This is a genomic window from Enterococcus sp. LJL51, assembly GCF_049894025.1.
In the GTDB taxonomy this organism is placed as follows: Bacteria; Bacillota; Bacilli; order Lactobacillales; family Enterococcaceae; genus Enterococcus_L.
Map to the genome: position 1 here is coordinate 52,729 of NZ_JBNEQE010000017.1, position 12,685 is coordinate 65,413.

Here is a 12,685-nt window from a genome sequence, read left to right on the forward strand (position 1 = left end):
CCTACCTCTACGGTTCCCGCTTCGCTCCATTCTCGAAGTATAGTGGATTGGAACGAAACACCGTTTATTCAAGTTTAGAGAATAGGGTTATATCAATGTCACACCCCTTCCGCCTGCAGTCACACTTTAATTACTATAGTCAGCGGCTCATTTATGGCCAGATAGACGGCCATAGTCCAAATCCAGAACCAACTAAGCCAAGGATAAGAATCAGCCCAATACATCTGAGAGGCGTCCAGCCGCGCTTAGCCAGGAAGAAGTAAAGCATCATGGTAACGGCCAGTGGAATCATCTGAGGCAGAATCCCGTCCAGAATTTCTTGAATATTGATTGTTACATCTTTTGTTTCATTCTGGTTGTAAGTAACTTCAAATTCGCCAGTCGCCAATTCTTTTACACCTAACGCTTTTTGATCTGTACCTGCATCCTGAATTTCATCTGTCAGATTGCCGTCGTCATCTTTTTTGTAGATATACTCATCAAATTTGCTTACTTCAGCTGCCGGAACAACTTCAGTTACAGAGTAAAGAGCATTGGTTGTTCCGTTTGGAATCTTAACATCTACTTTTGTTGCCCCATATACACAGGTCAGAGCCCCTACTACAAAAATCCCTAAAATACTTGCTGCTCTAGTAAATTCTTTAGCATTTTCCGTCAGAACACCGATTGCATCTGTTCCCAGCTTATAAGACCAGTTCATCAGGAAGAAACGAAGAGCGAACTGAGCAACGTTAAATACCAACAGGAAGATGAATGGCGCAGCAATATTACCGTCAATTGCCATATTAGACGTAATTCCCGCAGTAATCGGCACCAGCGTAAACCAGAATAATGCATCGCCGATACCGCCTAAAGGTCCCATTGCTGCAACCCGAACTGCACGAATCGTTGGAATGTCTGTCTTATTTTGTTCAAGAGATAGAACAATCCCCATAACAAACGTTACTAAAAACGGGTGTGTATTAAAAAATTCCAGGTTGTGGCTCATTGAAGCAGATAAATCATCTTTGTTATCCCCGTGAATTTTTTTCAACCCGGGAAGGATAGAGTAAAGCCAGCCGCCAGCCTGCATCCGTTCATAGTTAAAAGAGGCCTGCAGGAATAACGAACGCCAAACCATTTTGTTTAAGGTCTTTTTATCCAGCTGAGCTGCTGGTGTTGTATTTTGATAGTTATCTGGAATATTATATGCCATCTTCGTCACCTCCGAAGTTATTCGCAGAAGCCGTTTGCTTGAATTTCGTTTGAATTTGATAATCCCAGAACGCCAGAGCAAAACCGATAAACGCCAGGATAATCAACGCTGGTCCGCTTAAGCTTGGTGCTGCCATTACGATGACTGCTAAGGCAAACCCGAAGAAGTAGAAACCCCACATATCTCTGGAAACCATTACTTTCAGCAGGATAGCAAACCCAACATAGCGCATCATTCCACCAGCTGCACTTAAGCCGCCCATCAGCCATTCAGGAATAGCATCAACCACGGTTTGACCGAATGCTTGTCCGCCGATAAAGAATAATACGACGATAATGCCAAAAATTGAACCCAAAGCCAACATCGCTAAATAGTTAATCCGGTCAATTCCCTTAGTATTTCCTTCATGAGCATAGTTGTCTGCCACTGTCATTACTGGAGACATTAAAGAGAAAATTAAAGTAACACCGTATTGTCCTAACAGAGAAAATGGAATCGCAGTTGCTACTGCTACTGTTGGCTCCAGCTTCAAAGTAATTGCCAGAACAGCAGCCATAATTCCCCCAATTACCGCATTTGGCGGCTGTGCTCCGCCGACCGGCATATTCCCGATAGTCATCAGCTGGTAGGTTCCCCCTACTATCAGCCCTGTTTGTAAGTCACCTAAAATCAGCCCAATCACCATACCAGTTACAATTGGCTGGTATAAGGATTCAAGGAAGCTGAATTGATCAATCGCTGCAATAAATGTCACTAAAAATACTAATAAGATCTGTAAAATATTGTAATCCATTTTTTTATCTCCTTCCTAGTTTTAACTAAAAAGTTTGCCCGTGTCTTCTACTGGTGTTGTCGGTACCCGGCGAATTTCCAGCTCAACACCTAATTCCTGCAACTTTCTGAATGCGGCAACATCTGCCTCATCCACTGCAACTGTTGTTGCTACTTGACGCTTCCCTTCCGCCATATGCATGTTTCCAATGTTCACTTTTTTAATTGGCACTCCTCCTTCTACTAAAGTCAATGCATCCTCAGGACTTTCAACAATGATAAAGATTTTCTGATTTGCTGATGCCTTGCCAATAATGTCAATTGTCTTTTGCAGGCTGAAATAACGTGTTGCTACTCCGTTTGGAGCTGCCATGTCCATCAATCCCTGCCGAACTTTATCACCTGCTACCTTATCATTTGCTACTAGAATCAGATTAGAACCGATAGAACCATTCCACTGTGTTGCTACTTGTCCGTGGATTAAACGATTATCAATACGTGTTAATAAAATATTGGGCATTGTTCCTATCTCCTTCCTATATAATTTCCGCAAAAGATTTCAAATGCAGTTCAATCGCCTTTTCTTTACACTACAGACTAAGCGTGACTTCCCGTACAGAGAATCTTTTACAGAATTTACAACGATTATTTATTATCAGAACTAGCTGATTTAACAATCTCTGTAACGGCAAATCTTGATATTTCCATCACAGCATTCGACTTCACCTTAACGTCAACAGTCTCGTCACCGACTCTCATCAAGGTTCCATAAACGCCGTTTAAAAAAATAATCTGCTGTCCCACTGCCAAATCCTGATGAAGCTTCCGATAGTGATCCTTTTGTCTTTTTACATTTTTATAATTGAGAAGATAATAGCCGACTGCCATAACCAGTAAAAAAACAATCATAACAACAGATGATGCCAGTATACTTTGCCACATCACTAAATCCCCTCTTCCTCAGATTCAGTTTCTTCATTCTCAGACAAATCCAGCTTCGCATGGACCAAACCAGATTTCCCGATTTCGATGATTGCCTCCAAAAATTCATCTGCTGAACTAAATGTATAGCGTAGACCGCTTCCTTCAATCAGCAAAGGAAGATTTGTCCCTGCTACAACCTCTACCTGCTCCTTGTCTGCTGCTAAAAGCATCGCTGTCCGAAATGGCGTACCACCCATCAAATCAGAGAAAACCGCTACACCATCTGTTTCTTCCAAAAGCTTTGTCAGCGTTCGTTTCATCTCTTCTTCAAACACTTCCAACGGCTGTTCTTCATGAAAAGGTACCACTTCAAACATTTCCTGTGGACCAGCAATCATTTCTACTGCTCCCATCATTCCCGGAGCAAAGCTGCCATGTCCTGTCACAATGCATCCAATCATGTTTTCACTTCCTTTCACTGGTATTAAAAACTCAACTGGTAGTAACCACAATATCAGTATAATACCAAAACGCTTACAAAGTCAATTTTTTTCTAAAGAAAACTGTTAAAAAATAGGAAAAAGGATCAGTAAACAAACAAAAAGAGGTTATATTATTAATACCAGTTAATCATCAGTAAATCCCACTACTTATAACAAAAAAAGGACTATACCACTAGTCAAACTGACTGTAGTACGTCCTTCAGGCCTTAATAAGCATTGTTTCAGAGGCTGCCTATTCAAAAGCAAATCGTTTTATACTAAAAAAAGGAGTGGTTGTTTCCTTGTATCACTTCTATGATTTGAGATAAAACACTTTTGATGTAGTCGCCTTTCTCTGTTATCTAATTTTTTATTTCATTACTTTATCCCGCCAAGAACGGGCGCTTTGCTCTACTACTGAATTTAATGTTTCGATATTTTGTCTTCCCTGTGTATTAAACCACTCTCGTCCAGCTTCATCACCTTTTATTACATAAGGCTCTACTCCATCCCGCCAGGTTGCCCGGCCGCAAAGAACACCATTAAATGTTGATCCAGCTTCTTTTGCAAACTGGATAGTTTTTTGAAACAGCTCCATAGTTACTCCAGCACTTAAGAAAATAAACGGCAGCTCTGTTGCATCGCTCTGCGCCTTAAAGTAGCCTAATGCTTCCTCCCGGCTATACAAAGGTTCTTTATCGGAAAATCCTTCAACGTAATTCATATTTACAGGAACTTCTAGTTTTAGAACATCTACATGATATTGAGGTTTTGAGAATTCCTTGGTTGATTCAATCACTTTTCTCGGCTTGATTTGAGCAAACTCCGGAGAATGATCATCAGCAACCTCTGTATCATAGGTCACTATCTCTAAGAAGAACGGGATATCTTCCCCTAGACATTCACTTCCCAAGCGTTCAATAAATACATGCTTCAAATGATTAATTTTTTTATCATCATCAGGATTGTAGTAAAGTAAAAACTTAATAGCATCTGCTCCTTCTTCTTTCAACCGATGCACGGACCAGTCCTCCAGAATATCAGGCAGTCTACCCGGCGTATTTGCATCATAACCAGTTTTTTCATACGCTAAGAGCAATCCAGAATTGTCAGCCCGCTTTTTAGCAGCTGACAATCCATATTCAGGATCCAGCAGAATAGCTGATGCATACTTTGTCAGTTCCTCTGAAGCCGCTTCTTTAAAATCAACAATTTTTTCCTCAGGGTTCAACTCGCCAAAACCAGCCATCATTTTTTTTAACGAACCTCTTTGATCAATCGCCAGCGCTTCAATCACCCCGGCTTCCGTAGACAATCGTTCCAGAGCCGCTTTTTTTCCTTCACTCAATTTCAACATAGAGATTGTTCCCCCTTTAGTAATTTTTGCAGTACTCAACTTGAGTATATGCCGGAAAAAAGAATTTTACAAAAAGAAGACCTTTCCTGATTTTTACCCTTGACCTGTTACGCGTTTCATAACGTATAGTAGAAAAAACAAGGAGGGGAACTTTTATGATTCAAACCATTTTAGAACTGCACGACACCTTAGGAACTGAGTACTATTTTGTTTCTGTCTCCATCACTAATCATCAAATGAAGCTGACCAGCCTCAACAGCTGTTGTAAATATTTGGATAAAACGGTAGACTTGACTCAACTATCCGATGTAACTCAGCAAGACAATCCGTGCTCTCTGAGCTTTCTATACGATACAGAAAACTACTGCTTCGTAGACTACGGTAATGCTGTTGTAGACTACATACAACAGCAGATACCAGCTGTTTTACACCGTTGAAAAAGAGAGGTACTCATGACAACCATTCGAGATATCGCCCGCTTAGCAGGATGTTCCGTCACTACTGTCTCACGCGTCCTGAATAACCATCCTTATGTAGCTGATGAAAAACGAAAACAAATTCTTTCACTTATTAAAGAACTGGATTATTTCCCCAATGCACGCGCCAGAGAACTCAGCCGCGGCTTATCAAAAACAATCGGCGTAATGATTCCACATGCCAACGTTCCTTATTATGAAAAGATTATCAGCGGTATTTTGAAGGCTGCTTTCAAAGCAGAGTATAAAATTACCTTACTGCCGACCGATTATGACCTTGAAAAAGAAAAAGACTGTCTGGAGCAGCTGGCTGCCAAAGCTTTCGATGGACTGATTATCACCTCTAAGCTAACACCTCTCGAAACGATTCAGAGCTATTTAAAATACGGTCCAATCGTCTGCTGCGAGGATACTGGTACTTATCCAATTTCCTGCGTATCATTCGGTCGAATGGAATCTTATCAAGAAGTCTTTCGCTATTTTAAACAAAAAGGAACTTCTGCCGTTGGAATCGTCATCGGCCGAAATCCCTCTATCAGCCCAAGCAGCCGGGTTGTCTTAGCCGCCTATCAGCAGGTGTTTGGTCAACCGCCGGCTTCAGAGATGGTCTATACAAACTGCCAAAGCTACACAGACGGTCTCAACGCCGGCCTTTTCTTTTCAAAAACTAAAAAAATCGACGCTATCCTGACAAATAGCGACGAAGTTGCTGCTGGCATTCTTCAAACACTTAATAACCCCATTGTAGAAATTATCGGTGAAGAAAATCTGCTGGCAAGCAAGCTCTTGAATATATCAACCATTGATCATCATCTGGACCGCTGTGGTGAAGCCGCTTTTCAGCTGGTGTTCAAGGAAAACAATTCACGTCTGTCCATTCCGTACACCTTTATTCAACGTTAAAAAAGAACGAGGTAAAAGCGGTTATTCCGAAGAACCTTAAAAGTCTGGGGCATAAACTAAATTCCCAGACTTTTAGTCTGCTTAAATCCGAATAAGCAGTGGGACAGTAACACATACCCACACTTAACTGCGACGAGTAACCACAGGAGTAAATTCTTCAGCAACAAGCTGAAATTTAGCAAAAATTTGTACGCACCAAGTAGGTATCAATCAACAGCTACTCAGTTTCTTCGGAGTGTTTCTTGACAATTTTCTCGTCGTTGTAAAGCACAGCGAGGGACGAGCTAATGTTAAAACAGTACCTGCTTGAGTCTCGGAGCTGAACACTTTATCACAACCTCCTCTAATCTTAGTCTTTTCATTTGAAATTAGATGCGAAAGTAAATCTAGACTTGATTAATTTCACGTGCTCTTTTATTTTTCCTACGGAAAGTTCACGATAACTTTTGTTCCCAGTTCATTCGATACAATTCTTATTTTCCCTTGATGAAGAAGTACAATATCCCGACAGATAATAAATCCCTGACCTGAGCCCTCATATTCCGAAGGATGAAGCTTCTTTCCCCTGTTCAGCTTTTTTAACTTGCTTTCTGGAATAGCTTTTCCCCCATTTGAAATAACCAGCTCTTTTGCTTTAATGATAATTTCCACGTGCGTACTAGCATTAAATGCATTTCTCAATAGATTATCTAATAATCTCAGCAGTAAGATACGATTTCCAACCACAGGCTCTTCTTTAAAACTACGAACCAACTGAAAAGGATAATCTGCCTGTAAACTAGTCAATAATTCAGTTAGATAAATTGGCTCTTTAGCTACGGTACCTTCCTTCAGCTCTCCCATCAGAAGCAGCTGCTCAATGATTTCCTGCAGATGTCTGGTTTCATCCAATATATCCTGACTCATCATGAGTTTCTCTTCTTCTGTTGATTTCATTCGAATCATCAGCTCTGAATATCCAGAGATCAAGGTCAACGGCGTTCGAAGCTCGTGAGAAATCTGTTGGACAGGTTTATAAATTTTCTTCATCTGCCAATAAATAATCAAACTAATCACGGTAGACAGACCCAGCCCAAAAATCAAACTCTGAAAAATACGTATCTGCTGCTCCTCATATAAAAAGCTCACATTTTTTGCATAAAATATTTCACTTGGTTCTCCCTGAAGGAAAAGCGAACTGCTATAAGTAAGAAAATGCTTTCCCGACTCCTTAAATACAGATAGCTGATTTTCCTCAAAAGCCGGCATTTTTTCGATTTCATTCAACGATAACAGAACCGTACCGTCCTCCCGCCTTATTTCGACAGAAATTTCTTGCTGCAAATAGGTAGAAAGAACTATTTCCCTAGATACTAATGACAAGTCATCAGCTGTCAGCTTTTGAGCAATCCAGCCGTTATCTTGAACTAGCCTTCTAAAACTGCGTACTTCTTTATTCAACGCCTGTTGAAAACTATAGCTTACAAAAAAAAGCAGACAGACAAAAATAAGCCCCTGAAAAAGTGTGAATATAAAAAAGAAATTCTTCTTCCACAAAACCATTTAGACCACTTCCAGTCTATAGCCGATTTTATATACTGTCACCAGCTGCTTTTCCAAGCCCAGTTTTTTTCTTAAGCGCTGAACGTGGACATCCACCGTACGCTCGTCCCCCAAGTAATCAAAACCCCAAGCGGCTTGCAGCAGCTGTTCTCTGGTCAAAGCCATATTTTTGTTGACCACAAACACTTCCAGCAGTGCAAATTCCTGTGGAGTCAAATCAGCTGACTGCGTCTCACAAAATACTTGCCGTTTCTTCAGATCAACCTGCCAGCCGCCAACTTCCAACGCCATTTCTGAATGAAACCTCCGCAAAACTACTTGAACTCTGGCAATCAGCTCATCTAACGCAAACGGTTTAACGATATAATCTTCTGCCCCCAGATTTAATCCTCTAACCCGATCTTCCACACCATCCCGGGCGGTTAAATAGACAACCGGTACCTTTTTCATGCTTGAAAATAGTGAGAAGCCATCAATATCTGGAAGCTGAACATCAAGCAGAATCAAATCGATGCTTTCTTTTTTCAAAACAGCAAGAGCTTCCATGCCATAAAAGGCCTGGAAGCAAGTGTATCCTGCAATCTTTAAGCTCGTATAAATCAACTGATTCACCTTATGATCGTCTTCAACAATCAGAATAGTTTTCATTTTTTCTGTTATTCCCCGTCAAGATGATCTGATATCTGGAAGATTGCCTGATCGATTTCAATAATCATTTCCGGAGTCAAATCATTTATCTTGCCATCTGGATCCTTTCCATATTTTTCACAAATTGCCACAATCGGCTGCTCTGTATCAATCTCATTAGAAACAGCTGCCACATCGGCTGTAAATGTTTCCAGTGCATAAGCAAACTCATATTTTTTATCTGCATCTACTTCATTTTTTGATAGAATTGGCTGCTCGCCATGTTTATAGATATAGTAAAGAGCATTCATGTATTCATATTGCTCATCATTCAGTTCCTTGACCTTCATAGTATCTACATCAACTGCATATTTTTTATTAAACGCTTCAACCAGCTCTGGAGAACATTCCATGTACTCCGTGTAGTATTCATTCAGAGACATATTATCAATCTGCGCAAACATTTCCTGTGTTCTGGCCACAGCTTCTTCCATCGTTTCTTCCATAGGAATATCGACTTTCTGCTCTGCCATCACCTGTGTAATCCAAACACCTCCGACAAACAATATGGCGCTTGCCGCTGTTACAGCAATCAATTTTTTTCCAAGACTCATTTTTTTCATCTTCTTTCGCTCCTTTATCTTTGATACTTTAAGAATAGCGAAAAGTTATTACCAAGTTGTAAACAGTTCATTTTTTCTTTGAAAAATCCGAAAACTAAACAAAATGACAGGCTTCAGAGAAACGCAAAGCAGCTTACGGAAAAGATACTCCATAAATCACCTGAATCATTCAGCTGATATTCAAAAAAGGGTTTTCTCTCTACCATTTTAACATCCTTAGTGCAGCTCTCGAAAGTGTACATCGTCTATTTATTTTCAATAGTTAAAATGAGGTCGAGACAAAAGTGTTTAGCTCCGAGAAATAAGTAGGTACTGTTCAACATCAGCTCATCCCTCGCTGTGTTTCACAGCAATAAGACGGATTATCCGGAAATTGTCAAGAAACACTACGAGGGAACCGAGTAGCTGTTGATTGATACCTACCTGGAGCTTTTCATATTTTTGAGATCGTTCGGCTTATTTCCGAGAACTTCAACTCTTAGTGCTTTTAGCACTTAGAAGTTGATGCTATCGGAACGAAGTGTAGTGAGCTTGCTGTCTCTACGAGTCTAGCGATTCTCGAGACAAAGCATTAGGTTCCTACAAGCTTGTCTACAGTTCTCACTCTGTTGCGATCCTCGAAGCATACAAAGACTGGAACGCCGTTTATTCGGATTTTATAGAAAGAAGAGTTCGGGCATTTACTTATGTCCCAAACTCTCTTATTCTTTCTTTTTAGTAATCATTCAACCTTCGAGCAGACAAAGTAGCTCCGCTAAGCCTCCTGCCTCACAATTGACTTTTATTGTTGTCTGATTTTTTATATTTTCTATATTTACGCCAAAGAAGTAGTCCGCCAATAGCAGCGAGCAGGATATAGAGACCATTGCTGCCAATAAATACCAGCACCTCTTCTCCCTTATTTTTCCAATACTGCAGCTGTTCCTCCCAATTCCCTTGAATCCGGTCAGTTACAGAGGGACTTTCCTGTTTCTTCTCTACTTTATTTTTTTCCTTTAAAAAGACTTCAACTGTTACATAGTCGACCTGATTATCAATACTCTTATTCGAACGAACCAGCATTTCCCGCTCCGAACGGATTTCTGACAGCCGATCCTGAATCTTCAGCATATCGTCCAGCTTTTCACTTTTAGATAATAGTTCCAGTAAGGCGGATTCCTCTGCTTCTAAGGCCTTGATTCGGCTTTCATTATCCGAATATGCCACACCATAATTTTCTGTTCTGATGCTTTCGTCAGTGGTCTCTCCAATAGCCTTCAACTGCTTCAAGGTGTCCTGACTACCTTTCGCAGGAATACGTAATACATAGTTGGCCTGCCGCAGGTCATCCATCCACTTGCTTCTCTCTGAATTTTCAATATAGCCGCCGCTTTCTTCAACTAATTGTTCAAGCTTCGCTGTATCTCTAGAAAAATCAACGGTCTGTTTTGTATACGTATAAAAGCTGGCCGTTTTTTCCGCTTCTGCGACTGTTGATTTACTCCCTACTGCCGCTTCATTTCCAGACGGCTCCGCTGTTTTACTCTCTGCTTCAGGCGCTGTTTCAGGTTCTTCATACATTTTCAGCATACCTTCGCCAGCATAATCCTGCTTGACACTTTCAGTAGATGTATAGTTGGTTTGCCCAGATTGAGTCTGTTGCCAGATGATTATTCCGGCAAGTACAGCGGTACAAAGACCGGAAATCCCAACCAACTGTCTTTTCGAAGGTTTTCTAAGCTTTACTGCTGCTTTTTGTTTCAGCTTTTTCCATACTGAACGTTTTTCCATTCGCGACTGCTCTTCTATTGCTGTATCAATAATCTGCATTATTTTTTCTTCCGGGATTCGAATATCCTCCCATTGCTGATTCCATTCTTGATTCAGTTTCATTTTTCTCCCTCCTCAAGATACATTCTTAATATACTGCGGGCCTCATGCAGCTTATATTTGATTGTTCCAGCCGGTTCATCCAGAACAACACTGATTTCTCTAATTTTTTTCCCATAAAAATAGTGAAGAATCGTCACTTCCTGTAGATGCTGAGGAAGCTTTTTTATTCCTGCATGGATATCCAGATGCTCCTCTTTTGAAAGCCTTTGTTCGGGCAGCAGCTGCTCTTCCTCAATCCCCTGCAGGTAGCCTTTTGCACACTTCAAATAATCCAACGATGTGAAAATAACTATTCGAACAGCCCACGTTGTAAAATACTCCGGAAACTGGAGCGTACTTATTTTTCTAATAATTTTAATTACGGAATCCTGTACAATATCTAATGCATCCGCTTCGTTTTTCACATATAGAAAAGCTGTTTTATAAAGCTGCTGGTAATGTCCCTTCAACAGCTGTTCCAAGGCTTTGGAATCACCGGCTACAGCTTTTTCAACCAATTCTTTTTCCATTTTTTCACCTTCTTTACCTGTTAGACGATTGCGTTTAAAAAAAGGTTGGAACTTTTTTATCTTTTGTCTTTATTTTACGATCATACCGAAATCAGCCAAGGAATACTAGCCTTCATAAAAACATAGGTGCAGCACATCCGATTTCCGAAGCCTGCTTCTCTCTTGTTCCCGATTAAGTCAAACAAATATTTCTAACGAATAAATCATCAAAATAAGGAAAAAAGAGCGAGGCAGCAATCAAACAACTTGCTGCCCACGCTCTAACTATTAGGAATAATTGATTAATAAGGAACTTCCTTTATTTTTAAAGCCCCATCACGTTTCTCTATCTACAACTACAAATCAGCAGAAGTAAATACCTCTGACACATCGTCGTCATCTTCCAGTCTTTCAATCAGCTTTTGAAGTGTTTCGGCCTGCGCCTCTGTCAGCTCCACAACTGTTTGAGGAACCATCGTCAGCTCTGCCTGAGCAAAAGTATAGCCTTTTCCTTCCAAATCATCACGAACAGCTGCAAAGTCTCCAGGCTCCGTATAAATTTCAAATACTTCATCCGAAGCTTCTAAATCTTCACCGCCCGCTTCTAGCACAAGCTCTAGCATTGTATCCTCATCGATAGCAATAGCAGCCGTCCGCTCGATTGCCAGATACCCCTTACGTTCAAACATATAGCTAACCGAACCAGTTTCTCCTAATGAACCGCCATTTCTGTTAAATGCTGTTCGGACATTCGTTCCGGTACGATTTCGATTATCTGTTAATGCATAGACTAAAACAGCCGAGCCGCCAGGACCATAGCCTTCATAGGTCACTTCATCATAATGCTCGCCTGAACCAGAGCTATCCGCTTTTTTTATTGCCCGGTCAATATTATCGTTCGGCATATTCGCCGCTTTTGCCTTGTCCATAACCAGCCTCAACGCTGGATTAGTTGCCGGATCTCCGCCTCCTGCTTTGGCCGCCATGTATATTTCACGAGAAAGCTTTTGAAATATTTTCCCTCGTTTTGCATCCTGCGCATTTTTCCTGCCCTGAATGTTTTTCCACTTACTATGTCCTGCCATCTGTGCCCCTCCCAAGTATGTTCTTTCTTCTATTGTACTATTCTTTAGAAAGTATGCAACCGTTCTCTAAGTGAGCTGATTCTAGCCCTTATCTAAGAAGCAGCATGATGAGAAACGTTCAGTAAAAAAAACTGCTAGTTTATCTGGATAAGAGTTTCAGCGTAACTTATACAATTAAGAGGAAATATTCTTTTTTTATTGATAGTCATTCTTTTTCACCTCTCATTTACTTATAAATAGATATTCTTAATCAAAAATCAAAAACTTTCTATTGTTTTTTAAGTAATTTTACCAAAATCTATCTGCTACACTTTAGATGAAATTTGTCTGTTGCATTGTC

Annotated in this window: 14 protein-coding genes; 2 read left to right on the plus strand and 12 right to left on the minus strand. The window is 40.5% G+C overall.

Annotation, left to right across the window (positions count from 1 at the left end; all coding sequences use genetic code 11):
• Positions 1-151 precede the first annotated feature (151 nt).
• The 6 genes from ACPWSO_RS14400 to lacD all read right to left on the minus strand — a co-directional run bounded on the left by ACPWSO_RS14400 (position 152) and on the right by lacD (position 4,729).
• Complete coding sequence (locus ACPWSO_RS14400) at positions 152-1,195, minus strand: PTS system mannose/fructose/sorbose family transporter subunit IID (RefSeq protein WP_426084276.1); 1,044 nt, start codon at positions 1,193-1,195, stop codon at positions 152-154.
• Positions 1,185-1,988, minus strand: coding sequence for a PTS mannose/fructose/sorbose/N-acetylgalactosamine transporter subunit IIC (locus ACPWSO_RS14405; protein WP_426084277.1), 804 nt, complete (start codon positions 1,986-1,988; stop codon positions 1,185-1,187). Before ACPWSO_RS14405 ends, ACPWSO_RS14400 begins: the two co-directional genes overlap by 11 nt.
• 21 nt (positions 1,989-2,009) lie before the next feature.
• A complete protein-coding gene (gene agaV, locus ACPWSO_RS14410) occupies positions 2,010-2,486 on the minus strand; it encodes a PTS N-acetylgalactosamine transporter subunit IIB (protein ID WP_426084278.1) in 477 nt (158 codons plus the stop codon).
• A 125-nt stretch (positions 2,487-2,611) separates the two neighbouring features.
• The gene (gene yajC, locus ACPWSO_RS14415) at positions 2,612-2,908 is read right to left on the minus strand and encodes a preprotein translocase subunit YajC (protein ID WP_426084314.1); all 297 of its coding nucleotides are present in this window, start codon (positions 2,906-2,908) and stop codon (positions 2,612-2,614) included.
• Positions 2,909-2,910: 2 nt separating this feature from the next.
• The gene (locus ACPWSO_RS14420; RefSeq protein ID WP_426084279.1) at positions 2,911-3,351 is read right to left on the minus strand and encodes a PTS sugar transporter subunit IIA; all 441 of its coding nucleotides are present in this window, start codon (positions 3,349-3,351) and stop codon (positions 2,911-2,913) included.
• Positions 3,352-3,742: 391 nt separating this feature from the next.
• Positions 3,743-4,729 carry a tagatose-bisphosphate aldolase gene (lacD, locus tag ACPWSO_RS14425; RefSeq protein ID WP_426084280.1) on the minus strand — a complete coding sequence of 329 codons (987 nt, stop codon included), beginning with the start codon at positions 4,727-4,729 and terminating at the stop codon, positions 3,743-3,745.
• A gap of 155 nt (positions 4,730-4,884) precedes the next feature.
• On the opposite strand from lacD, the gene ACPWSO_RS14430 reads away from it, so the two are divergent.
• Both ACPWSO_RS14430 and ACPWSO_RS14435 read left to right on the plus strand, forming a co-directional pair.
• Positions 4,885-5,166 (plus strand): hypothetical protein, encoded by a 282-nt coding sequence (locus tag ACPWSO_RS14430; RefSeq protein WP_426084281.1) that lies wholly within the window; start codon positions 4,885-4,887, stop codon positions 5,164-5,166.
• Between the two features lie 15 nt (positions 5,167-5,181).
• Positions 5,182-6,108: a LacI family DNA-binding transcriptional regulator gene (locus tag ACPWSO_RS14435; RefSeq protein WP_426084282.1), complete on the plus strand. Its 927-nt coding sequence runs from the start codon at positions 5,182-5,184 to the stop codon at positions 6,106-6,108.
• A gap of 423 nt (positions 6,109-6,531) precedes the next feature.
• Here the strand turns inward: ACPWSO_RS14435 and ACPWSO_RS14440 are convergent, their stop codons facing one another.
• From ACPWSO_RS14440 to ACPWSO_RS14465, 6 genes are all read right to left on the minus strand, one after another.
• Positions 6,532-7,650 carry a sensor histidine kinase gene (locus ACPWSO_RS14440; protein ID WP_426084283.1) on the minus strand — a complete coding sequence of 373 codons (1,119 nt, stop codon included), beginning with the start codon at positions 7,648-7,650 and terminating at the stop codon, positions 6,532-6,534.
• Complete coding sequence (locus tag ACPWSO_RS14445; RefSeq protein WP_426084284.1) at positions 7,651-8,298, minus strand: response regulator transcription factor; 648 nt, start codon at positions 8,296-8,298, stop codon at positions 7,651-7,653.
• Positions 8,299-8,306: 8 nt separating this feature from the next.
• Positions 8,307-8,900, minus strand: a complete 594-nt coding sequence (locus ACPWSO_RS14450; RefSeq protein WP_426084285.1) for a hypothetical protein — start codon at positions 8,898-8,900, stop codon at positions 8,307-8,309.
• Between the two features lie 768 nt (positions 8,901-9,668).
• Positions 9,669-10,772 carry a DUF4349 domain-containing protein gene (locus ACPWSO_RS14455; RefSeq protein WP_426084286.1) on the minus strand — a complete coding sequence of 368 codons (1,104 nt, stop codon included), beginning with the start codon at positions 10,770-10,772 and terminating at the stop codon, positions 9,669-9,671.
• Positions 10,769-11,281 (minus strand): sigma-70 family RNA polymerase sigma factor, encoded by a 513-nt coding sequence (locus ACPWSO_RS14460; RefSeq protein WP_426084287.1) that lies wholly within the window; start codon positions 11,279-11,281, stop codon positions 10,769-10,771. The genes ACPWSO_RS14455 and ACPWSO_RS14460 overlap by 4 nt, the downstream gene beginning before the upstream one ends.
• Positions 11,282-11,616: 335 nt before the next feature.
• Positions 11,617-12,345, minus strand: coding sequence for a YebC/PmpR family DNA-binding transcriptional regulator (locus ACPWSO_RS14465; RefSeq protein WP_426084288.1), 729 nt, complete (start codon positions 12,343-12,345; stop codon positions 11,617-11,619).
• Positions 12,346-12,685: the final 340 nt, after the last annotated feature.

What these genes read in the sequence shown, in the direction of transcription:
- ACPWSO_RS14400 (WP_426084276.1), bottom strand. Translation starts at nt 1,195, where the DNA reads ATGGCATATAATATTCCAGATAACTATCAAAATACAACACCAGCAGCT.
- ACPWSO_RS14405 (WP_426084277.1), bottom strand. Translation starts at nt 1,988, where the DNA reads ATGGATTACAATATTTTACAGATCTTATTAGTATTTTTAGTGACATTT.
- agaV (WP_426084278.1), bottom strand. Translation starts at nt 2,486, where the DNA reads ATGCCCAATATTTTATTAACACGTATTGATAATCGTTTAATCCACGGA.
- yajC (WP_426084314.1), bottom strand. Translation starts at nt 2,908, where the DNA reads ATGTGGCAAAGTATACTGGCATCATCTGTTGTTATGATTGTTTTTTTA.
- ACPWSO_RS14420 (WP_426084279.1), bottom strand. Translation starts at nt 3,351, where the DNA reads ATGATTGGATGCATTGTGACAGGACATGGCAGCTTTGCTCCGGGAATG.
- lacD (WP_426084280.1), bottom strand. Translation starts at nt 4,729, where the DNA reads ATGTTGAAATTGAGTGAAGGAAAAAAAGCGGCTCTGGAACGATTGTCT.
- ACPWSO_RS14430 (WP_426084281.1), top strand. Translation starts at nt 4,885, where the DNA reads ATGATTCAAACCATTTTAGAACTGCACGACACCTTAGGAACTGAGTAC.
- ACPWSO_RS14435 (WP_426084282.1), top strand. Translation starts at nt 5,182, where the DNA reads ATGACAACCATTCGAGATATCGCCCGCTTAGCAGGATGTTCCGTCACT.
- ACPWSO_RS14440 (WP_426084283.1), bottom strand. Translation starts at nt 7,650, where the DNA reads ATGGTTTTGTGGAAGAAGAATTTCTTTTTTATATTCACACTTTTTCAG.
- ACPWSO_RS14445 (WP_426084284.1), bottom strand. Translation starts at nt 8,298, where the DNA reads ATGAAAACTATTCTGATTGTTGAAGACGATCATAAGGTGAATCAGTTG.
- ACPWSO_RS14450 (WP_426084285.1), bottom strand. Translation starts at nt 8,900, where the DNA reads ATGAAAAAAATGAGTCTTGGAAAAAAATTGATTGCTGTAACAGCGGCA.
- ACPWSO_RS14455 (WP_426084286.1), bottom strand. Translation starts at nt 10,772, where the DNA reads ATGAAACTGAATCAAGAATGGAATCAGCAATGGGAGGATATTCGAATC.
- ACPWSO_RS14460 (WP_426084287.1), bottom strand. Translation starts at nt 11,281, where the DNA reads ATGGAAAAAGAATTGGTTGAAAAAGCTGTAGCCGGTGATTCCAAAGCC.
- ACPWSO_RS14465 (WP_426084288.1), bottom strand. Translation starts at nt 12,345, where the DNA reads ATGGCAGGACATAGTAAGTGGAAAAACATTCAGGGCAGGAAAAATGCG.